Origin of the sequence: Pseudomonas sp. B21-031, assembly GCF_024748985.1 — a bacterium.
Classification (GTDB): Bacteria; Pseudomonadota; Gammaproteobacteria; order Pseudomonadales; family Pseudomonadaceae; genus Aquipseudomonas; species Aquipseudomonas kermanshahensis.
Genome location: NZ_CP087181.1, coordinates 1253748 through 1275868, shown reverse-complemented (window position 1 = coordinate 1275868; position 22121 = coordinate 1253748). Strand labels below are relative to the sequence as shown.

The window sequence follows — 22121 nt, the reverse complement described above, 5'->3', positions numbered from 1 at the left end:
GGTGCTGACCACGCGCTCCTTTTGCAGTCCAAAGAGGAGCCAGCTAGCGTCTGTTCACTCTTGCTCAGGGAATGGTATCAGCCTTCTGATGCCGGCTGGCCACCTGAGGTCACGGTATCGATGCGCTTTTCCACCTGCTGGAGACGCTTGGCCATGTCGTCCAGGTGGCGGATACGCGCGGCGCTCTTGCGCCAGTCAGCCAATGGCTGCATGGCTGTGCCAGAAGAATAGGCACCCGGTTCGGTGATCGATCGGGTCACCATGGTCATCCCGGACACGAAAACGTTATCACAGACATCAATATGACCCACCATGCCGACACCGCCAGCAATGGTGCAGTGCTTGCCAATGCGCGTGCTGCCAGAAATCCCGACACAGGCGGCCATGGCCGTGTGCTCACCGATCTGAACGTTATGGGCGATCTGGATCTGGTTGTCGAGCTTGACCCCGTCGGCAATGCGCGTGTCCGACAGCGCGCCACGGTCGATTGCGGTGTTGACGCCGATTTCTACATCATCGCCGATGGTCACGCCGCCGATCTGGGCAATCTTTCGCCATACGCCTTTCTCGTTGGCGAAGCCGAAGCCCTCGCCACCGATCACTGCGCCAGATTGGATCACCACACGCTTGCCGATGGTCACGTCATGGTACAGGGTGACCCGTGGCGCCAGCCAGCCGCCCTCACCGATGACGCAACGGGCACCGACCACGCAGTGGGCACCGATGCTGACATTGGCAGCAACCTGCGCACCACTTTCGATGACCACGAATGGGCCGATGCTCGCACTGGCATCCACCTGGGCATCTTCAGCCACTACGGCGCTGGGATGAATTCCCGCCACAGCCTTGGGCTTGGGGTCGAACAGGTGGGAAATGCGCGCATAGGCCAAGTACGGATCAGCGACGATCAGTGCATTGCCAGCAAAGCCTTCAGCATCCGCAGCCTTGAGCAGCACCGCTGCCGCCTGGCTGTTATCCAGGAATTTGCGGTACTGCGGGTTGGCGAGGAAGCTCAATTGACCGGGGCCGGCCTCCTGCAAGGTGGCCAGCCCGGTAATCTGCAGCGCCTCGGGCCCCTTGAGGGTGGCGCCGAGGGCTTCGGCCAACTGGCCAAGCGTCATGTTCAAGGTCATATCAACGGGCTTGGTTCATGCGCTCGATGACTTGGCGGGTGATGTCGTACTGAGGTTTGACATCGATGACCGCGCCACGCTCGAGAACCAGGTCGAAACCGCCCTTCTTGATCACTTCCTCGACAGCGCCGTCCAGCTTCGGCTTGAGTTGCTTGAGCATGTCACGGTCAGCAACGGCCTTGGCTTCGTTCAATTCCTTGGACTGGAACTGGAAGTCACGGGCCTTTTGCTTGAACTCGAGCTCCAGGCGCTCACGCTCCTGCTGCTGCATCTTGTCGCCACCTTTGATCAGGCGGTCCTGGATGCCCTTGGCGCTGCTTTCCAGGCTTTTCAGCTTGGTCAGCTGTGGGCCAAATTTTTTCTCTGCATCAACCGCATACTTCTTGGCGGCATCCGATTCCAGCAGGGCCATCTGATAGTTCAGGACGGCAACCTTCATTTCGGCGAAAGCCGGGGTGGCGACCAGCGCCGCGGCCAAAATGGCCAGTTGAGTCAACTTACGCACGATGCACTCCTGGATAAACCGTTGTCGTTATGCAAGGGCCGACCTTAGAAGGTCTGGCCCAGAGAGAATTGGAACACCTGAGTATCGGCATCGTCCGGCTTCTTGACCGGCATCGCCAGGCTGAAGCTCAACGGGCCCAGTGCAGTGATCCAGGTCACACCCAGACCCACCGAACTGGCCATGCCCGAGAAACCGACCTTCTCGCAATCTGGCTTGCTGCCGCAGTTGGTATCGAACACGTTACCCACGTCCCAGAATACCGACGTGCGCAGCGAACGCTGGTCCTTGACGAACGGCAGTGGGAACAGCAACTCGACACCACCCTGGACCAACACGTTGCCACCGAATGGCAGCGGATCCTGATCCGGGTCGCGGATGGTACCCGGCTTGCCGCCTTCGTTACCTTCACCACGGCTAGGCGTACTGCGTGGGCCCAGGCTGCTGTCCTTGAAGCCACGGACAGAGTTGAAGCCGCCCGCGTAGTAGTTCTCGTAGAACGGCAGGCCCGAGGTGCTGCCGTAGCCATCACCATAGCCCAGTTCAGTGTGCAGGCGCAGGGTGTAGTCGTTGTTGATTGGCTTGAACAGCTGGCCGCGGTAGTCGAGCTTGTAGAACGACAGGTCGCTGCCCGGAATGGTCGATTCCAGGGTCAAGCTTTGCGAGTGACCACGAGTCGCCAGCACGCCTTTGTTCAGGGTCGATTCGGACCAGCCGATCGACGCCTTGAAGTTCAGGAAGTTGTCACCCTCTTGATCGAGGAAGTCGAAGATCTCGTCAACGGTGTATTTACCGGTTTTGATCTTGTCCTGCTGAACGCTCAGGCCATAGGTCAGGCGCGAGGTTTCGCTGATCGGGTAACCCAGGCTGACACCGGCGCCCAGGCTGTCGACCGCATAGCTGGCAACGTCGACATCGAGGTCGTCGTAGTCGGTGCTGCGGTAGAAGGCGTTGTAACCCAAGCTGACACCGTCAGCCGTGAAGTAGGGGTCCACGAAGCCGAAGTTGTAGCGGGTCTGGTATTCGGAACGGGTCAGGCCAATGGAGACCTTGTTACCGGTACCCAGGAAGTTGCTCTGGCTGATCGAACCACCCAGGATCAGACCGGCGCTCTGGGCGAAACCGACCGACGCCGTGATGGAGCCGGACGCTTGTTCCTCAACGCTGTAGTTGACGTCGACCTGGTCATCGGTGCCAGGCACCGGCGGAGTCTCGACGTTGACTTCCTTGAAGAAGCCCAGGCGCTCCAGACGGGTCTTGGACTGGTCGATCAGGTAGGTCGACGCCCAACCGCCTTCCATCTGGCGCATTTCGCGACGCAGCACTTCGTCTTCGGTCTTGGTGTTGCCGCGGTAGTTGATGCGGTTGACGTAGGCACGCTTGCCCGGGTCGACCACGAACATGATATCGACGGTGTGGTCCTGGTCGTTCGGCTGTGGCACGCCGTTGACGTTGGCGAAGGTGTAGCCTTCGTTACCCAGACGACGGGTGATCAGCTCGGACGTGGTGGTCATCACCTTGCGCGAGAATACTTGGCCTGGCTGTACCAGCAGCAGCGACTTGACCTGGTCTTCCGGCACCTTGAGGTCACCGGAGAGCTTCACGTCACGGACGGTGTACTTCTCGCCTTCGTTGATGTTGACGGTGATGTAGACGTGTTTCTTGTCTGGCGTGATGGATACCTGGGTAGAGGCGATATCCATGTTGATGTAGCCACGGTCCAGGTAGTAGGAACGCAGACGCTCCAGGTCACCGGAGAGTTTTTCACGGGCGTACTTGTCGTCGTTCTTGAAGAACGACAGCCAGTTGGTGGTTTTCAGCTCGAACAGCTGCGACAGCTCTTCGTCGTCGAAGACGTTGTTGCCCACCACGTTGATGTGCTGAATGGCCGCGACGGTGCCTTCGTTGATCTTGATTTTCAGCGCGACACGGTTGCGCGGCTGCGGCACGACTTCGGCGTCGACCTCGGCCGAGTAACGGCCCTGGGCCACGTACTGACGCTGCAGCTCGTTACGCACACCTTCAAGGGTGGCGCGCTGGAAGATTTCACCTTCGGCCAGGCCAGACTGCTTCAGACCCTTCATCAGGTCTTCGGTGCTGATCGCCTTGTTGCCTTCGATTTCGATGCTGGAAACCGACGGGCGCTCGACCACGTTGATGATCAGGACATTGCCATCGCGGCTCAGCTGGATGTCTTGGAAGAAGCCAGTCTTGAACAGGGAACGGGTCGAATCCACCAGGCGCCGATCATCGGCCTGATCGCCCACGTTGAGCGGCAAGGCACCGAAGACGCTGCCGGCGGAAACCCGCTGCAGGCCGTTGACACGAATATCGGAGATGGTGAAGGACTCGGCGTGAACTTCAGCGATCATCAGTGCGGAGAGGACCGCAGTTAGCAGCAGACGTTTCATGAAGTCCTTTTATTCCAACTGGCAATAAACAACCCGCCGCGAAGTGGCGGCAGGTTCGCAATGCGAAGCTTTATAGTCGACCCAGATCGTTGATCAGGGCGAGCAACATCACCCCTACGACCAAACTGATACCGATCTGGACCCCCCAACCTTGCACCCGATCTGACAGCGGACGACCGCGCGCCCACTCGACCAGGTAAAACAGCAAATGCCCCCCATCCAGTACTGGAATGGGCAGCAGGTTAAGAACCCCCAGGCTTATGCTCAGGTAGGCCAGGAAATTCAGGAAATCCCCCACGCCGGACTGGGCTGAAGCGCCCGCCACTTTAGCAATGGTTATCGGTCCGCTCAAGTTTTTTACCGAGAGCTCTCCGAACAGCATTTTCTTCAGCGACTCGAGCGTCAGGACGCTCATGTTCCAGGTGCGCGACAAGCCCTCGCCTACCGCATCCAACGGGCCATAGCTGACTTCGCGGAGCATGTTGGCAGGCCATTCGCCACCTTTTACCCCCGCGCCCAGGTAACCGCCCGCGGCTTTGCCTTCACCCTTGCGGGCCAGGGTTACCGGTACATCCAGCGCAGCGCCATCGCGCTCGACACGTACCACGACCTTGGCTTGCGGGTGGGCGCGCACGGTGTCGACCACCTGCTGCCAGTCGTTCACTGCCACGCCATCGAGGGCCAGCAGCTTGTCACCTGTCTTCAAGCCGGCGGCAGCGGCCGGCCCTTTCGAATCGATCTCGGCCAGCACCGGCACGATCACCGGGCGCCATGGGCGCAAGCCCAGGGACTGAATAGGGTCTGGCTCGTCGGCGCCTTTCAGCCAGTGGTCCAGCTTGATCTGCAAGTGCTGCTCGGCGCTGGCGCCTTCGTCGCGCACGCCTACCTGCAGGGTGCCGCTCTCGCCCAGACGGCGAACCAGTTGCAGGTTGACCGCAGACCAACCGCTGGTCGCCTTGCCATCGATGGATACAATTTCCTGACCTGCGGTCAGGCCTGCCGACGCTGCCAGGCTGCCCGCTTCGACCGCACCGATGACCGGACGAATCTGCTGAGTGCCAAGCATGGCCAAGAGCCAAAAGAACACAATGGCCAGCAAGAAGTTGGCAATCGGGCCGGCGGCGACGATGGCGATACGCTGACGCACGCTTTTACGGTTGAACGACTGGTCGGCCAACGCAGGCGGTACATCGCCTTCGCGCTCATCGAGCATCTTGACGTAGCCGCCCAGCGGAATCGCCGCCACAACGAATTCGGTGCCCTGGCGGTCATGCCAGCGCAACAACGGCGTACCGAAACCTACCGAAAAACGCAGCACCTTGACGCCGCAGCGTCGGGCCACCCAGAAGTGGCCAAATTCGTGGAACGTGACCAGAACACCCAAAGCCACCAGGGTGCCGACAATCATGTAGAGCGCAGTCATATCTTTCTCCAGATGACGTTCAGCAGAACGACTTTTCGCACAAGCCCTGGCAGGCCTGCATCATCGACCGTGACGCCGCAACCACTCACGGGAGAGCTCCCGGGCACGCTGGTCGGCGGCAAATACCGCGTCCAACGACGCCAGTGGCACTACAGGCTCCTGATCGAGCACTTGTTCGATCATACCCGCGATCTCCGGGAAGCGGATACGCCGCTGGAGAAATGCCTCGACAGCCACTTCGTTGGCCGCATTGAGCACAGCAGGTGCACTGTTGCCGGCCTCGGCAGCCTGCCGCGCCAGGCGCAGGCATGGGAAGCGCTGTTCGTCGGGTGCCTGGAAATCCAGGCGCGCGATAGCGAACAGGTCCAGCGGTGCAACGCCAGAATCAATGCGCTCTGGCCAGGCCAGCGCATTGGCGATCGGCGTGCGCATGTCCGGGTTGCCCAGCTGGGCGAGCACCGAGCCGTCCACGTAATCCACCAGCGAGTGGATCACGCTCTGCGGGTGCACCACCACCTCGACCTTGGCGGGCGAGGCATCGAACAGCCAGCAGGCCTCGATCAACTCGAGCCCTTTGTTCATCATGCTGGCCGAATCCACGGAGATCTTGCGCCCCATGGACCAGTTAGGGTGCGCGCACGCCTGCTCCGGGGTGACATCGGCCAATGCGGCGGACGGTGTTTCGCGGAATGGGCCACCCGATGCCGTCAGCAGGATGCGGCGCACCCCCACCTGGCTAAGGCCGCGGGCATAGTCGCCGGGCAGGCACTGGAAGATTGCATTGTGCTCGCTGTCGATCGGCAGCAGCACGGCACCACTGCGCCGCACAGCCTCCATGAACAGCGCGCCAGACATCACCAGCGCCTCTTTATTGGCCAGCAAGACCTTCTTGCCCGCCTCGACGGCAGCCAAGGTCGGCCGCAGCCCTGCAGCACCCACGATGGCGGCCATCACCGCATCCACCTCGGGCGCTGCGGCAACCTGGCAAAGCCCCGCCTCGCCTTCCAGCACCTGGGTGGCGCAACCGACGGCCGCCAGGCCGTCGCGCAAGCGCGCAGCACCTTCGGCACTCGGCACCACCGCGTACTCCGGGCGATGCCGGACGCACAGCGCCAGCAGCTCGTCGATGCGCGAGTAACCGCTCAGGGCGAATACCGAATAACGCTCAGGGTGACGTGCAATCACATCCAGCGTGCTCAGGCCAATGGAGCCCGTGGCACCCAGCACGGTAATGCGCTGCAACGTACTCACATCACACCCCATTCGGCAGCCCACAGCAGCACGGCAAAGAGCGGGATGGCCGCCGTCAGGCTGTCGATGCGGTCGAGCACGCCACCATGGCCGGGCAGCAGGTTGCTGCTGTCCTTGATGCCCGAGCGGCGCTTGAACATGCTTTCGGTCAGGTCACCGATCACCGAGGCCATGACAACCAGTGCCGCGCCCAACAGGCCCAGCAGGATCTGGCCAACACCCCAATCGCGGCTGATACCGACCACCAGCGTAATGACCAGGCTGACAGCCAGGCCGCCATAGACGCCTTCCCAGCTCTTGCCCGGGCTGACCTGCGGCGCCAGCTTGCGCTTGCCGAAGGCACGACCAGAGAAGTACGCACCGATGTCGGCGGCCCACACCAGCACCATGACCGACAGAATCAGCCAGTTGCCGAGCGGCCAGTGCTTGAGCAGCACCAGGCCTTGCCACGCCGGCAGCAACACCAGCAGGCCAATCAGCAAGCGGCAGGCCGCACTGGCCCATAGCTCGCTGCTGCGCGGATAGGTCAGCACCAGCCAGGTGGCCAGCCCCCACCAGATCACTGACGCACCCAGCACCCACGGTGCCAGGTCGGGCATCAGGTGCAGCAGCATCAGCGCTCCGGCGACGACTGCGGCGTAGGCAATGCGCAGTGGCTGGGTCATCAACCCCGCCAGGCGCGCCCACTCCCAGGCGCCGAGGGTGACCACGAAGCCGATGAACAGGGCGAAATCCCCACCGTTGAGCAGGAAGAAGCCACCCAGCGCGACCGGCAGCAGGATCAGCGCGGTAATGATGCGTTGTTTAAGCATTAAGCACGAGCTCCAGCCTCGACCTGCTCGCTGGTCTTACCGAAGCGGCGCTGGCGCGAAGCGAAATCGGCCAGGGCATTGCGCATGGCCTCGTGTTTGAAGTCCGGCCAGTACAGGTCGGAGAAATACAGCTCGGCATAGGCCAGCTGCCACAGCAGGAAATTGCTGATGCGGCGTTCGCCCCCAGTGCGGATGCACAGGTCCGGCAACGGCAACTCACCGGTGGACAGGCACGTCTGCAGCAGACCCGGCGTGATATCGTCCGGACGCAGATGGCCCGCCTGTACTTCCCGCGCCAGGCGCTGGGCAGCCTGGGCGATATCCCACTGGCCACCGTAGTTGGCCGCGATCTGCAGGATGAAGCGGTTGTTGCCGGCGGTCAGTGCCTCGGCCTCACGCATGGCAGCCTGCAGCTCAGGATGAAAGCGCGAGCGATCACCAATGATGCGCAAGCTGATGTTGTTCTCGTTGAGGCGACGGGCCTCACGGCGCAGGGCCGAGAAGAACAACTCCATCAGCGCACCGACCTCTTCGGCGGGGCGCTGCCAGTTTTCGCTGGAGAAGGCGAACAGGGTCAGTACCTCGACCCCCGATTCGGCGCAGACTTCGATGACCGCACGCACGGCATCGACGCCAGCCTTGTGCCCGGCAACGCCGGGCAGCAAGCGCTTCTTCGCCCAGCGGTTGTTGCCATCCATGATGATCGCGACGTGTCGCGGCACCGAGGACGGCGCCGCTGGCTTGGTCTTTTCCATTAAAAAACCTCGGCCTTAGACGGCCAACAGGTCCTTTTCCTTGGCCTTGAACGCAGCGTCGATTTCGGCGACGAACTTGTCGGTCAGCTTCTGGATCTCGTCAGCGGCGCGACGCTCTTCGTCTTCGCTGATTTCCTTGTCCTTGGTCAGCTTCTTCAGGTCGGCGAGTGCGTCACGGCGCACGTTACGCACGGCAACCTTGGCATCCTCGGCAACGCCGCTGGCCTGCTTGGTGTAACCCTTGCGGGTTTCCTCGGTCAGGGCCGGCATTGGAACGCGGATGGTGGTACCGGCGCTGGACGGGTTCAGGCCCAGGTCGGAGGTCAGGATGGCTTTTTCGATGGCAGCGCTGAGGTTCTTGTCGTGCGCGACGATCTTCAGGGTGCGCGCGTCCTCGACGGTAATCGCGGCCACCTGGTTCAGCGGCATTTCGCTACCCCAGGCAGTGACCTTGACGCTGTCCAGGATGCTTGGGTGGGCACGGCCGGTGCGGATGGCAGCCAGGTGGCGACCCAGCGCCTCGATGGACTTGCCCATGCGGTCCTGGGCATCTTTCTTGATAGCGTTGATCATTTTTGAACTTCCTCGATCAGGGTTCCTTCCGCGCCGCCATGCACGATGTTCAGCAGGGCGCCCGGCTTGTTCATATTGAAGACGCGCAGCGGCATCTTGTGGTCGCGGCAAAGGCAGATTGCCGTCAGATCCATCACACCCAGCTTGCGATCCAGCACTTCATCGTAGGTCAGATGATCGAACTTCTCGGCATGCGGGTCCTTGAATGGATCTGCAGTGTATACACCATCGACCTTGGTTGCTTTCAATACCACGTCGGCATCGATTTCGATGGCGCGCAGGCAAGCGGCGGAGTCGGTGGTGAAGAACGGGTTGCCGGTACCGGCAGCGAAGATTACGACTTCTTTGGCGTTCAGGTGGCGCATGGCTTTGCGGCGATCATAGTGATCGGTCACGCCTACCATTGAAATCGCCGACATGACGATGGCGGTAATGTTTGCCCGCTCCAGCGCGTCGCGCATGGCCAGGGCATTCATGACGGTCGCCAGCATGCCCATGTGGTCACCGGTGACGCGGTCCATGCCGGCTGCACTGAGCGCCGCACCACGGAACAGGTTGCCACCGCCGATCACCAGACCGACTTGCACACCGATGCCGACCAGTTGGCCGACTTCCAGCGCCATGCGATCCAGGACCTTGGGGTCGATCCCGAACTCTTCCGAGCCCATCAGGGCCTCGCCGCTAAGTTTGAGTAGAATGCGTTTATAGCGAGCCTGATGACCACTGCCCTGCTGAGCCATTGCGAATCTCTCCTGCGGCGTTTGTAAAAAAATTCTGGCGGGCTGCTTGAGCCTGCGTGTAACTCTAACGTGACGCAGCGACTGCGTCAGCGAACAGCGGTTTGGAAAACCGCTCCCGCTTTGACAAAGAGGCTGCGCGCGTGAGCGGGCAGCCTCTTTGGGGCGACAGACGTGTCTGTCTTACTGCTTGGCAGCAGCTACCTGAGCGGCAACTTCTTCAGCGAAGTTGTCGACTGGCTTCTCGATGCCTTCGCCGACCTTGAAGTAGGTGAAGGAAACGATTTCAGCACCGGCCTTCTTGGCCAGCTCGCCAACCTTGACTTCCGGGTTCATGACGAAGGCTTGCTCTTTCAGCGAAGCTTCGGCCTTGAACTTGGTGATACGGCCGTTGATCATGTTCTCAACGATGTTTTCCGGCTTGCCGGCGATCTTGTCGGCGTTCAGCTGCAGGAAGACATTCTTCTCGCGCTCGATGGCCTCGGCGGAGATTTCCGATGCATCCAGGAACTCCGGGTTCGAAGCAGCTACGTGCATGGCGATGTTCTTGGCCAGCTCGACGTCACCGCCTTTCAGGACAACAACGGCACCGATCTTGTTGCCGTGCAGGTAAGCACCAACAACGTCACCCTCAACGCGCGCCAGGCGGCGGATGTTGACGTTTTCGCCGCACTTGGCGACCAGGGCTTCACGGGCTGCTTCGCGCGAAGCGATCAGCGGTGCAGCGTCGGTCAGCTTCTGAGCGAAGGCTTCTTCGAGGCTTTCGGCTACGAAGTTTTTGAAGTCGTCTTGCAGGGCCAGGAAGTCGGTCTGCGAGTTGACTTCCAGCAGAACGGCGGCTTTGCCGTCGGTCTTGACGGCGATAGCGCCTTCAGCAGCGACGTTGCCAGCCTTTTTGGCGGCCTTGATGGCGCCCGAGGCACGCATGTCGTCAATGGCTTTTTCGATGTCGCCGCCGGCCTTTTCCAGGGCCTTTTTGCAATCCATCATGCCTTCGCCGGTACGCTCGCGCAGTTCTTTGACCAGCGCTGCAGTAATTGCTGCCATTTCAAAATCCTCTTGGAAAGTTTTTCAACCATTCCACCCGCTCATCACGGGCGTTCAATTCTGCAAATCCGCTGTTTTTATCTCAGCAGGCCCATAGTGCGGGGCGGTTGCTGACAGCAGGATTTCAAGGTGGCAAAAAGGGGGCAAAGCCCCCTTTTTGCGTGCCAAGTAGACGCCAGGCGTCAATTACTCAGCAGCAGGTGCAGCCGCTTCTTCAGCGTAGACTTCGGTGCCGCCAGCAACGTTATTGCGGCCGCGGATGATGGCGTCGGCCATCGAAGTCATGTACAGCTCGATAGCGCGAATGGCGTCATCGTTACCTGGGATGATGTAGTCAACACCTTCCGGGCTGCTGTTGGTATCGACAACGCCGATAACCGGGATGCCCAGCTTGTTGGCTTCGGTGATAGCAATGCGCTCGTGGTCAACGTCGATCACGAACAGGGCATCAGGCAGGCCGCCCATGTCCTTGATACCACCCAGGCTGCGGTCCAGCTTTTCCAGATCGCGCGAACGCATCAGGGCTTCTTTCTTGGTCAGCTTGGCAAAGGTGCCATCTTCGGCCTGAGTTTCCAGGTCGCGCAGACGCTTGATCGAAGCACGGATGGTTTTGTAGTTGGTCAGCATGCCGCCCAACCAGCGGTGGTCAACGTATGGCGAACCAGCACGAGCAGCTTGCTCGGCGACGATCTTGCCGGCGGAACGCTTGGTGCCGACGAACATGATCTTGTTCTTGCCCTGGGCCAGACGCTCTACGAAAGCCAGAGCTTCGTTGAACATTGGCAGGGTTTTTTCCAGGTTGATGATGTGGATCTTGTTACGCGCGCCGAAAATGTACTTGCCCATTTTCGGGTTCCAGTAACGGGTCTGGTGGCCGAAGTGCACACCGGCCTTCAGCATATCGCGCATGTTGACTTGGGACATGATAGTTCCTTGATAAGTCGGGTTGGGCCTCCACGCATCCCAATGACCAACCCACAGATTCTAGAATCCGGGGCACCCAGGTCATCGTGTCGACACGTGTGTGGGTTTAGGGCTTACGGGGTCGACCCCGAAAGCGGCGCATTTTATACCACAGACCGCGAGCGAACGGAACCCGAATACTGTCGCGTCCGTCAGCGGTTTTTGCAGCACCCAGGCTTTCAGGCCAAAATGCCCTCTATAGACAGCAGGATGGCCGGCTTTATCCCGACCGATTGCCGCCCTGCTCTGCTAGAATCCGGCCTTTCCCGTTTGTTCGCGCCGTGCACGGCGCCGTAGAGAGCCTGTAATGACCGTCACCATCAAGACCGCAGAAGACATCGAGAAGATGCGCATCGCCGGCCGCCTGGCCGCCGAGGTGCTGGAAATGATCGAAGAGCACGTCAAGCCCGGTGTCACCACCGAAGAACTGGACCGCTTGTGCCACGACTACATCGTCAACGTCCAGCAGGCCATCCCGGCGCCGCTCAACTACAAGGGTTACCCCAAGTCGATCTGCACCTCGATCAACCATGTGGTCTGCCACGGCATCCCTAACGACAAGCCGCTCAAGGACGGTGACACGCTCAACATCGACGTCACCGTGATCAAGGACGGCTACCACGGCGACACCAGCCGCATGTTCCACGTCGGCAACGTGCCGGTCTGGGCCGAGCGCCTGTCCAAGGTCACCCAGGAATGCATGTACAAGGCCATCGAGCTGGTCAAGCCGGGCTGCCGCCTGGGCGACATCGGCGAAGTGATCCAGAAGCACGCTGAAAAGAACGGCTTCTCGGTGGTGCGCGAATTCTGCGGCCACGGCATCGGCAAAGTGTTCCACGAAGAACCGCAGATCCTCCACTACGGCCGCGCCGGCACTGGCATGGAGCTCAAAGAAGGCATGACCTTCACCATCGAGCCGATGATCAACCAGGGCAAGGCCGACACCAAGGTGCTGGGCGATGGCTGGACCGCCATTACCAAGGACCGCAAACTCTCGGCCCAGTGGGAGCACACCCTGGTGGTGACGGCGACCGGTTACGAGATCTTCACCCTGCGCAAGGACGACACCATCGCGCGCACCTCGGCCTGAGTCCGCGCCAGGCACCCCACGACAGGAACGCGACGCAATGCCCCAGGTGGATCCCGAGCTGTTCGACCGCGGCCAGTTCCAGGCGGAACTGGCCCTCAAGGCGAGCCCTATCGCCGCCTTCAAGAAAGCCATCCGCCAGGCGGGCGAGGTGCTCGACCGGCGTTTTCGCGAAGGCCGCGAAATCCGCCGTTTGATCGAGGACCGCGCCTGGCTCGTCGACAACATCCTGCAGCAGGCCTGGAACCAGTTCGACTGGGGCGACCAGAGTGGCATCGCCCTGGTCGCGGTGGGCGGTTACGGGCGCGGTGAACTGCACCCGCACTCGGACATCGACCTGCTGATTTTGCTGGGTGCTGCCGAACACGAGCAGTACCGCGAGGCCATCGAGCGCTTCCTCACCCTGCTCTGGGACATCGGCCTGGAAGTGGGCCAGAGCGTGCGCACCGTCGACGAATGTGCCGAGCAGGCGCGGGCCGACCTGACGGTCATCACCAACATGATGGAAAGCCGCACCGTCGCCGGCCCCGAAGCCTTGCGCCAGCGCATGCTGGACGTCACCAGCACCGAGCACATGTGGCCGAGCAAGGAGTTCTTCCTGGCCAAGCGCGCCGAGCTCAAGGCCCGACACCACAAGTACAACGACACCGAGTACAACCTTGAGCCCAACGTCAAAGGCTCACCCGGTGGCCTGCGCGACATCCAGACCGTGCTGTGGGTGGCACGCCGTCAATATGGCACGCTGAACCTGCACGCCCTGGCCGGTGAAGGCTTTTTGCTGGAAAGCGAGAACGAGCTGCTGGCCTCCTCCCAGGACTTCCTGTGGAAGGTGCGCTACGCCCTGCACATGCTGGCCGGGCGTTCCGAAGACCGCTTGCTGTTCGATCACCAGCGCAGCATCGCCGCCCTGCTGGGCTACAGCGATGAAAACCCCAAGCGCGCGATCGAGCAGTTCATGCAGCAGTACTACCGGGTGGTGATGAGCATCAGCCAGCTGTGCGACCTGATCATCCAGCACTTCGAGGAAGTCATTCTCGCCGACGATGACAGTGGCACCACCCAACCCTTGAATGCGCGCTTCCGCCTGCATGACGGCTATATAGAAGCCGCCAAGCCGAACGTATTCAAACGCACGCCGTTCGCCATGCTGGAAATCTTCGTGCTGATGGCTCAGCACCCGGAGATCAAAGGGGTACGCGCCGATACCGTGCGCCTGCTGCGCGAGCACCGGCACCTGATCGACGAAACCTTCCGTCACGATATCCGCAACACCAGCCTGTTCATCGAGCTGTTCAAGTGCGAGATCGGCATCCACCGCAACCTGCGCCGGATGAACCGCTACGGCATCCTCGGCCGCTACCTGCCGGAATTCGGCCTGATCGTCGGGCAGATGCAGCATGACCTGTTCCACATCTATACGGTCGATGCGCACACGCTCAACCTGATCAAGCACCTGCGCAAACTGCAGTACACGCCGGTTTCCGAGAAATTCCCGCTGGCCAGCAAGCTCATGGGCCGCCTGCCCAAACCCGAGCTGATCTACCTGGCCGGGCTTTACCATGACATCGGCAAGGGCCGCCAGGGTGACCACTCGGAGCTGGGCGCGGTGGACGCACAGACGTTCTGCGAGCGCCACCAACTGCCGGCCTGGGACAGCCGCCTGATCGTCTGGCTTGTGCTGAACCACCTGGTGATGTCCACCACCGCACAGCGCAAAGACCTGTCCGACCCACAGGTGATCAACGACTTTGCCTTGCATGTGGGGGACGAGACCCGCCTGGATTACCTCTATGTGCTGACCGTGGCCGACATCAACGCCACCAACCCCAGCCTGTGGAACTCCTGGCGCGCCAGCCTGCTGCGCCAGCTGTACACCGAGACCAAGCGCGCCCTGCGCCGTGGCCTGGAAAACCCACTGGACCGCGAAGAGCAGATCCGCCAGACCCAAAGCGCCGCGCTGGACATCCTCGTGCGCGAAGGCGTCGACCCGGACGACGTCGAGCAACTCTGGTCGCAGTTGGGCGACGACTACTTCCTCAAGCACAACGCGGCCGATGTGGCCTGGCACACCGACGCCATCCTCCAGCAGCCGGCCGACGGCGGGCCGCTGGTGCTGATCAAGGAAACCACCCAGCGCGAGTTCGAGGGTGGTACGCAGATCTTCATCTACGCCCCGGACCAGCATGACTTCTTCGCCGTGACCGTGGCAGCCATGTCGCAGTTGAACCTGAACATCCATGACGCGCGCATCATCACCTCGAGCAGCCAGTTCACCCTCGACACCTATATCGTGCTCGACAACGATGGCGGCTCGATCGGCGACAACCCGCAGCGGGTCAAGCAGATTCGCGATGGCCTCACCGAAGCGCTGCGCAACCCCGAGGACTACCCGACGATCATTCAGCGCCGGGTGCCACGCCAGCTCAAGCACTTCAATTTCCCGCCGCAGGTGACCATCCTCAACGATGCCCAGCGGCCGGTGACCATCCTTGAGATCACCGCGCCCGACCGGCCGGGCCTGCTGGCCCGGATCGGCCGCATCTTCCTGGAGTTCGACCTGTCGTTGCAGAACGCCAAGATCGCCACCCTCGGCGAGCGCGTGGAAGACGTGTTCTTCATCACCGATGCCGACAACCAGCCGCTGTCCGACCCGCAGCTGTGCAGCCGCCTGCAGGAGGCTATCGTCCAGCAGCTGCAAGCTGGCCAGGCAAGCGACGCCAGCCCGACCCGCGTGACCTTTTAACGATTAGACGATTGACGAGACCTTGCGCCGATGAACCATGCCCTGACCCAGCTTCAGCCCTACCCGTTCGAGAAACTGCGCGCCCTGCTGGGCAGTGTGAAACCTGCGGCCGACAAGCGCGCCATCGCGCTGTCGATCGGTGAGCCGAAGCACACATCGCCGGCGTTCGTCGCCAAAGCCATGGCCGACAACCTCGACAAGCTGGCGGTGTACCCCAGCACCCTCGGCCTGCCAGGGCTGCGCCAGGCCATCGGCCAGTGGTGCGAGCGCCGCTTCGGTGTGCCGACCGGCTGGCTGGACGCCGACCGCCACATCCTGCCGGTCAACGGCACCCGTGAAGCGCTGTTCGCCTTCACCCAGGCCGTGGTCAACCGGGCCGATGATGGCCTGGTGGTCAGCCCCAACCCGTTCTACCAGATCTACGAAGGCGCGGCGCTGCTGGCAGGCGCCACCCCGCACTACCTGCCGTGCCTAGAAGACAACGGTTTCAACCCTGACTTCGACGCGGTGCCTGCAGATGTCTGGCAGCGTTGCCAAATCCTCTTCCTGTGCTCGCCAGGCAACCCCACCGGCGCGCTGGTGCCGATGGACACCCTGAAGAAGCTGATTGCCCTAGCCGACGAGCATGATTTCGTGATCGCCGCCGACGAATGCTACAGCGAGCTGTACTTCGACGAAGACGCCCCGCCACCGGGCCTGCTCAGCGCCTGCGCCGAACTGGGCCGCAGCGATTTCAAACGCTGCGTGGTGTTCCACAGCCTGTCCAAGCGTTCCAACCTGCCAGGCCTGCGTTCGGGCTTCGTTGCGGGCGATGCCGACATCATCAAGCCATTTTTGCTGTACCGCACCTACCACGGCTGCGCCATGCCCGTGCAGACCCAACTGGCCAGCATCGCTGCCTGGCAAGACGAAGCACACGTGCGTGAAAACCGTGACCAGTACCGCGCCAAGTACGATGCCGTGCTGGATATCCTGCAGCCGGTGATGGATGTGCAACGCCCGGATGGCAGCTTCTACCTGTGGGCCAAGGTGCCGGGCTGCGACGCCGCGTTCACCCGTGACCTGTTCGAAGCCCAGCATGTGACCGTGGTGCCGGGGTCATACCTGTCGCGTGAAGTGGAAGGCGTGAACCCTGGCGCTGGCCGAGTGCGCATGGCGCTGGTTGCGCCGCTGGCCGAGTGCATCGAGGCCGCCGAGCGGATTCGCGCGTTCCTGCAGAACCGCTGATTAGGCAGGGGGCGCTTTGCGCCCCATCGCAGCGGTTCTGCGCCCCGACACGCCAGCTCCTACAGGTAACTGCGCAGGCTCAGACCTTGTGAGGACCTTGTGGGAGTGGGCTTGGCCCGCGAATGGGCTGCACAGCAGCCCCTGCGACCTACCGGACAGCGCCCAGGTTCGCCTCGCTCATATCCAGCTCACCCAGCACCTGCCGCACCACCTCATCGCCCACCAGGTGCTGGCGATGCAGGTTGTACAACTCCAGCCGCTGCGCCCGCAGCGCACGCAAGCGCAAACGCCGCTCAAGCAGGTCCATCTGCTCAGCCAAGGCCCTCGCTTCCGCGGTGTCGTTATAACTGTCTAATTCGTCCCGGTACTCGGCCATCAACCGTGCCTTGAGCTCGGTCGCCAGTGTCGCCTGCGCGGCATCCTGCGGCGCGCTGGCATCGATCACCTCTTCCGCCTCCAGGGCATGAATCGCGGCCTCGGCCGTGCGTCGCCAAGCCTCCAGCACTTCTTGATGCAGCCGCTCGTCCGGGCTTTGGGTGACGCCACGCAGCAGAATCGGCAAGGCAATGCAGGCACTGATCAACGACAGCAGAATGACCCCTGCAGCGATGAAGATGAGCAAGTCGCGCTCGGGGAACGCCTGGCCCGCACTGATCAACAGCGGCACCGACATCACGCCCGCCAGGGTCACGGCGCCACGTACGCCCCCGAGGGTCAGTAGCCAGCAGGAGCGCGCCGTAGGCATCAGCACCAGCGCCGGCTTGCCCCGCCAGCGACGTACCACACCAATGGCCCGCCAGATGCTCTGCACCCAGATAAACCGCAGCAGGATCAACGCTGCGAAGATCGCCAGCACATCCAGGCAGCGCCAGGCCAGGGTCGGCCACACGGTGGCCTCGTGGCTCACGACGGCCTTGATGATGTCCGGCAATTGCAGGCCGAGCAGCAGGAAGATCAGGCCATTGAAGGCAAACTCCAGCAACGACCACACACTGCGATTGAGCAAGCGGGTACTGGTCTGGCGGGGCAGCAGGTCGAGCCAGCTCTGCATCATGCCAGCCGCCACCGCCGACAGAATGCCGGATACCCCCAGGCGCTCGGCCAATACATACGCCGCAAAGGGCAGCAACAGCATGAACACCACGTGCGTGGCGGGGTCGTCCCAGCCGCGGGCGATCATCCAGGCGCGCAGACGGCCGATCAGCCAGCTCAGGGCAACGCCGACCGCCAGGCCGCCAAGGGCGACCAGGACGAAGCTGAAGCTTGCATCGGCCAACGAGAACACCCCCGTGATCGCTGCGGCCAAGGCGAACTTGAACGTCACCAGGCCCGAGGCATCGTTCATCAGCGCCTCACCCTGCAGCATATGCATCAGCGGGGTTGGCAGACGGTCCTGTGCAATGGCCGAAACGGCCACGGCATCGGTAGGCGACAGTACCGCGGCCAGGGCAAAGGCGACCGGCAGCGGGATGCTCGGCAACAGCCAGTGAATGAAGTAACCGGCGCCGACCACGGTAAACAGCACCAACCCCACGGCCAGCGCCACCACCGGCCCGCGAATGCGCCACAACTCGCGCTTGGGAATGCGCCAGCCATCGGCGAACAGCAGCGGCGGCAGGAACAGGAAGAGGAACAGCTCGGGGTCCAGGGCCACGTGCAGCCCCAGGGTGGGCCAGGCCAGCAGCGCGCCAGCGGCAATCTGCACCAATGGCAGGGGCAGCGGAATCATCCGCCCGACCAGCTTCGACACGCTGACCAGCGTGAGCAAAATGAGGACGGTATAGGCTGACTGCATCCGTGAAAGCTTCCTTTATGAATCAATAACCGTAGCGAGGCGAAACTTCGCCATTGAAACAATATGTTAGCGGCGTATGGCAATCCGCGGCCGCTGCACGATAGTCGCAGGTGCGGCGGGAATATGTAACACGATGATGCATGTGTTTGGGTGACGGGGGGCAAGGCTGAAGTGCGTTGGCGCCTATGAGAACGAGCGCCGCCCGCGCGGCGCTTCGCAGCACAAGGCTGCTCCTACATCTGTTTCGGGCCAATTATTCCTGTGGCATGGGCGCGCGGCCCCTTGGTGCCCACCTTGATATCGAGTCGGACAAACAAGGCGGTCGCGCGCAGATTCCACAGGCGTGACTGGCCAGAAACAGATGTAGGAGCAGCCTTGTGCTGCGAAGCGCCGCCCGCGCGGCGCTCGGTCTCATAGGCGCTACAACGCTCAACCCTTCCCCATTCGCCCACACCCCGTGGCGCTCACCGAATCGTTCCCGCATAATCCCGCGACTGACTTTCGGAAATGGAGAAATTGGGGAACCTTTGCCCCAATGTACACAATGACTTACACGCTCTACGGCATTAAAGCCTGTGACACCATGAAAAAGGCGCGTACCTGGCTCGAAGACAAAGCCATCGCCTACGAATTCCATGACTACAAAACCCAAGGCATCGACCGTGACAGCCTGAACCGCTGGTGCGACGAGCACGGCTGGGAAGTCATCCTCAACCGTGCCGGCACCACCTTCCGCAAGCTCGACGACGCCAGCAAGGCTGATATCGACCAGGCCAAGGCCGTCGAGCTGATGCTTGCCCAACCTTCGATGATCAAGCGCCCGGTGCTCGATCTGGGCGAGCGCACCCTGGTTGGTTTCAAACCTGATTCGTATGCCGCAGCCCTGGCCTGAGCCCGCCTGCGCTTCCACCCTATTTCGCACGAGGTAATCCCATGTCCAATACCCTGTTCAGCCTGGCCTTCGGTGTCGGCTCCCAGAACCGCCAGGGCACCTGGCTTGAAGTCTTCTACGCACAACCGCTGGTCAACCCAAGCGCCGAGCTGATCGCTGCCGTTACCCCGATCCTCGGCTACGAAGGCGGCAACCAGGCCATTGCGTTCAGCAACGCGCAAGCAGCGCAGCTGGCTGAAGCCGTGAAAGGCGTCGATGCCGCCCAGGCTGCCCTGCTGACCCGCCTGGCTGAAAGCCACAAGCCGCTGGTCGCCACCCTGCTGGCCGAAGACGCCGCGCTGACCTCGACCCCAGAGGCATACCTCAAGCTGCACCTGCTGTCCCACCGCCTGGTCAAGCCGCATGGCGTGAGCCTGGCCGGGATCTTCCCGCTGCTGCCAAACGTCGCCTGGACCAACCAGGGCGCCGTCGACCTGGGCGAGCTGGCCGAACTGCAACTGGAAGCACGCCTGAAGGGCGAGCTGCTGGAAGTGTTCTCGGTGGACAAGTTCCCGAAAATGACCGATTACGTGGTCCCGGCCGGCGTGCGTATCGCCGACACCGCCCGTGTGCGCCTGGGCGCCTACATTGGCGAAGGCACCACCATCATGCACGAAGGCTTCGTCAACTTTAACGCAGGCACCGAAGGCCCAGGCATGATCGAAGGCCGCGTTTCGGCGGGCGTCTTCGTCGGCAAGGGTTCGGACCTGGGCGGCGGCTGCTCGACCATGGGCACCCTGTCTGGTGGCGGCAACATCGTCATCAAGGTCGGCGAAGGCTGCCTGATCGGCGCGAACGCCGGTATCGGCATCCCGCTGGGCGACCGCAACACCGTTGAAGCCGGCCTGTACATCACCGCTGGCACCAAGGTGAACCTGCTCGACGAGAACAACGAGCTGGTCAAAGTGGTCAAGGCCCGCGACCTGGCCGGCCAGACCGACCTGCTGTTCCGTCGCAACTCGCTGAACGGCGCGGTGGAATGCAAGACCCACAAGTCGGCCATCGAGCTGAACGAGGCGCTGCACGCCCACAACTGAGAACCTTCCTCGGTTTGAAGTGATAAGATCGGGTCTGGCGTAATGCCAGACCCGTTTTTCATTCCAGGCCCCGCGACCATGTTCCAGCCCTCCCCCTGGCGTGCCGATTTCCCCGCCATCGCCGCCCTGCAACGGCAGCACCAGACTTACCTGGACAGCGCCGCCACCAGCCAGAAACCACAAGCCCTGATCGATGCCCTGAGCCATTACTACGGCCATGGCGCGGCCAACGTGCACCGTGCCCAGCACCTGCCCGGCGCGCTGGCGACCCAGGCGTTCGAAACCAGCCGCGACAAGGTTGCCGCCTGGCTCAATGCCGCCGATTCGCGGCAGATCGTTTTCACCCATGGCGCCACCTCGGCCCTCAACCTGCTGGCCTATGGCCTGGAGCACCGCTTCGAAGCCGGTGACGAAATCGCCGTCAGTGCCCTGGAACACCATGCCAACCTGCTGCCCTGGCAACAGCTGGCCCGGCGGTGCAACCTTCGCCTGGTCATCCTGCCGCTCGACATTCACGGCTGCATCGACCTCGATCAGGCCCTGCAACTGATCGGGCCACGCACGCGGGTACTGGCGGTCAGCCAGCTGTCGAACGTGCTGGGCACCTGGCAACCGCTGTCGGCGTTGCTGGCCCATGCCCGCGCCCAAGGCGCATTGACCGTGGTCGACGGCGCCCAGGGCGTGGTGCATGGCCGCCATGATGTGCAGCAGTTGGCGTGCGATTTCTATGTCTTCTCCAGCCACAAGCTGTATGGGCCGGAAGGGGTTGGCGTGCTGTACGGCCGCAGCCAGGCGCTGGCGCTGCTGCGCCACTGGCAATTTGGCGGTGAGATGGTGCAACTGGCCGAGTACCAGAGCGCCAGCTTCCGCCCCGCCCCGCTGGGCTTCGAAGCCGGTACCCCACCGATCGCGGGTGTCATCGGCCTGGGCGCCACGCTCGATTACCTGGCCAGCCTCGATGCTCAGGCGGTCGAACGGCATGAGGCCAGCTTGCACCAGCACTTGCTGCGCGGCCTGGCCGACCGCGATGGCATCCGCGTGCTCGGCTCGCCACAGACGGCTTTGGCCAGCTTCGTGATCGAAGGGGTGCACAACGCCGATATCGCCCATCTGCTGACCGAGCAAGGCATCGCCGTGCGTGCCGGCCATCATTGCGCCATGCCGCTGCTCAAAGGGCTGGGGCTTGAGGGGGCGATTCGGGTATCGCTGGGGCTGTATAACGACAGCGATGACCTGCAGCGCTTTTTCGAGGCGCTGGATCAAGGGCTGGAGATGTTGCGATGAGTTTATCGACAGCTGCCCGCGAGGCGCAGGAACAGTTCGAGCAGGCCCGTGGCTGGGAGCAACGTGCGCGGCTGCTGATGCAGTGGGGTGATCGTCTTGAGCCGCTGAGTGATGCCGACAAATGCGAGCACAACCGCGTGCATGGCTGTGAAAGCCTGGTGTGGCTGGTGGCTGAACAGCAGGATGGCCAGTGGCGATTCAAGGCCAGCAGCGATGCGCGGTTGTTGCGCGGGTTGCTGGCCTTGCTGCTGGTGCGGGTGCAGGGTCTGGCCAGCAGCGAGCTGGCCGAACTGGATTTGCCGGGCTGGTTCAGCCAGTTAGGCCTGGAGCGGCAACTGTCCCCCTCGCGCAGCAATGGCCTGCATGCGGTGTTGCTGCGGATGGCGGAGCTGGGTGCTGTCAGTTGAATC

The 22121-nt window shown here is 62.2% G+C and carries 19 protein-coding genes; 7 read left to right on the top strand and 12 right to left on the bottom strand.

Going from position 1 to position 22121, the window contains the following annotated elements; genetic code table 11:
• Positions 1-77 precede the first annotated feature (77 nt).
• The 11 genes from lpxD to rpsB form a co-directional block, all read right to left on the bottom strand.
• Positions 78-1133, bottom strand: a complete 1056-nt coding sequence (lpxD, locus tag LOY53_RS05770) for a UDP-3-O-(3-hydroxymyristoyl)glucosamine N-acyltransferase (protein ID WP_027595801.1) — start codon at positions 1131-1133, stop codon at positions 78-80.
• 1 nt (position 1134) lies between these two features.
• Positions 1135-1638, bottom strand: a complete 504-nt coding sequence (locus LOY53_RS05765) for an OmpH family outer membrane protein (protein ID WP_027595800.1) — start codon at positions 1636-1638, stop codon at positions 1135-1137.
• A gap of 44 nt (positions 1639-1682) precedes the next feature.
• Positions 1683-4046, bottom strand: a complete 2364-nt coding sequence (gene bamA / locus LOY53_RS05760) for an outer membrane protein assembly factor BamA (protein WP_099453138.1) — start codon at positions 4044-4046, stop codon at positions 1683-1685.
• Positions 4047-4116: 70 nt separating this feature from the next.
• Complete coding sequence (gene rseP / locus LOY53_RS05755) at positions 4117-5469, bottom strand: RIP metalloprotease RseP (protein ID WP_252826947.1); 1353 nt, start codon at positions 5467-5469, stop codon at positions 4117-4119.
• 60 nt (positions 5470-5529) lie between these two features.
• Positions 5530-6720, bottom strand: coding sequence for a 1-deoxy-D-xylulose-5-phosphate reductoisomerase (ispC, locus tag LOY53_RS05750; RefSeq protein ID WP_099428486.1), 1191 nt, complete (start codon positions 6718-6720; stop codon positions 5530-5532).
• On the bottom strand, positions 6717-7532 hold the full coding sequence (locus LOY53_RS05745; protein ID WP_099453135.1) for a phosphatidate cytidylyltransferase: 816 nt from the start codon (positions 7530-7532) through the stop codon (positions 6717-6719). The genes ispC and LOY53_RS05745 overlap by 4 nt, the downstream gene beginning before the upstream one ends.
• Positions 7532-8287, bottom strand: coding sequence for a polyprenyl diphosphate synthase (uppS, locus tag LOY53_RS05740; RefSeq protein WP_027595795.1), 756 nt, complete (start codon positions 8285-8287; stop codon positions 7532-7534). The genes LOY53_RS05745 and uppS overlap by 1 nt, the downstream gene beginning before the upstream one ends.
• 15 nt (positions 8288-8302) lie before the next feature.
• On the bottom strand, positions 8303-8860 hold the full coding sequence (frr, locus tag LOY53_RS05735) for a ribosome recycling factor (RefSeq protein WP_099453134.1): 558 nt from the start codon (positions 8858-8860) through the stop codon (positions 8303-8305).
• Positions 8857-9600, bottom strand: coding sequence for a UMP kinase (pyrH, locus tag LOY53_RS05730; protein WP_009686950.1), 744 nt, complete (start codon positions 9598-9600; stop codon positions 8857-8859). The genes frr and pyrH overlap by 4 nt, the downstream gene beginning before the upstream one ends.
• Positions 9601-9780: 180 nt before the next feature.
• Positions 9781-10644 (bottom strand): translation elongation factor Ts, encoded by an 864-nt coding sequence (tsf, locus tag LOY53_RS05725; protein ID WP_027595793.1) that lies wholly within the window; start codon positions 10642-10644, stop codon positions 9781-9783.
• Between the two features lie 186 nt (positions 10645-10830).
• Positions 10831-11568, bottom strand: a complete 738-nt coding sequence (gene rpsB, locus LOY53_RS05720) for a 30S ribosomal protein S2 (protein ID WP_027595792.1) — start codon at positions 11566-11568, stop codon at positions 10831-10833.
• A gap of 346 nt (positions 11569-11914) precedes the next feature.
• Between rpsB and map the strand changes: the two genes are divergently transcribed.
• Genes map through dapC form a run of 3 tightly spaced genes read left to right on the top strand, consistent with a single transcriptional unit; the run spans position 11915 to position 16664 of the window.
• A complete protein-coding gene (gene map / locus LOY53_RS05715; RefSeq protein WP_027595791.1) occupies positions 11915-12697 on the top strand; it encodes a type I methionyl aminopeptidase in 783 nt (260 codons plus the stop codon).
• A gap of 37 nt (positions 12698-12734) precedes the next feature.
• Complete coding sequence (locus LOY53_RS05710) at positions 12735-15437, top strand: [protein-PII] uridylyltransferase (RefSeq protein WP_238216393.1); 2703 nt, start codon at positions 12735-12737, stop codon at positions 15435-15437.
• A 30-nt stretch (positions 15438-15467) separates the two neighbouring features.
• Positions 15468-16664, top strand: a complete 1197-nt coding sequence (dapC, locus tag LOY53_RS05705; protein ID WP_252826945.1) for a succinyldiaminopimelate transaminase — start codon at positions 15468-15470, stop codon at positions 16662-16664.
• Between the two features lie 148 nt (positions 16665-16812).
• On the opposite strand, the gene LOY53_RS05700 is transcribed toward dapC, so the two are convergent.
• A complete protein-coding gene (locus LOY53_RS05700) occupies positions 16813-18459 on the bottom strand; it encodes a Na+/H+ antiporter (RefSeq protein ID WP_252826944.1) in 1647 nt (548 codons plus the stop codon).
• Positions 18460-19003: 544 nt separating this feature from the next.
• Between LOY53_RS05700 and LOY53_RS05695 the strand changes: the two genes are divergently transcribed.
• The 4 genes from LOY53_RS05695 (at position 19004) to LOY53_RS05680 (ending at position 22118) form a co-directional block, all read left to right on the top strand.
• Positions 19004-19351, top strand: a complete 348-nt coding sequence (locus LOY53_RS05695) for an ArsC family reductase (protein ID WP_027595785.1) — start codon at positions 19004-19006, stop codon at positions 19349-19351.
• Positions 19352-19392: 41 nt separating this feature from the next.
• Positions 19393-20427 carry a 2,3,4,5-tetrahydropyridine-2,6-dicarboxylate N-succinyltransferase gene (gene dapD / locus LOY53_RS05690; RefSeq protein WP_027595784.1) on the top strand — a complete coding sequence of 345 codons (1035 nt, stop codon included), beginning with the start codon at positions 19393-19395 and terminating at the stop codon, positions 20425-20427.
• A 78-nt stretch (positions 20428-20505) separates the two neighbouring features.
• The gene (locus LOY53_RS05685) at positions 20506-21711 is read left to right on the top strand and encodes a cysteine desulfurase (protein WP_099453129.1); all 1206 of its coding nucleotides are present in this window, start codon (positions 20506-20508) and stop codon (positions 21709-21711) included.
• The gene (locus LOY53_RS05680; RefSeq protein ID WP_252826943.1) at positions 21708-22118 is read left to right on the top strand and encodes a SufE family protein; all 411 of its coding nucleotides are present in this window, start codon (positions 21708-21710) and stop codon (positions 22116-22118) included. The genes LOY53_RS05685 and LOY53_RS05680 overlap by 4 nt, the downstream gene beginning before the upstream one ends.
• The last annotated feature ends 3 nt before the right edge of the window (positions 22119-22121 follow it).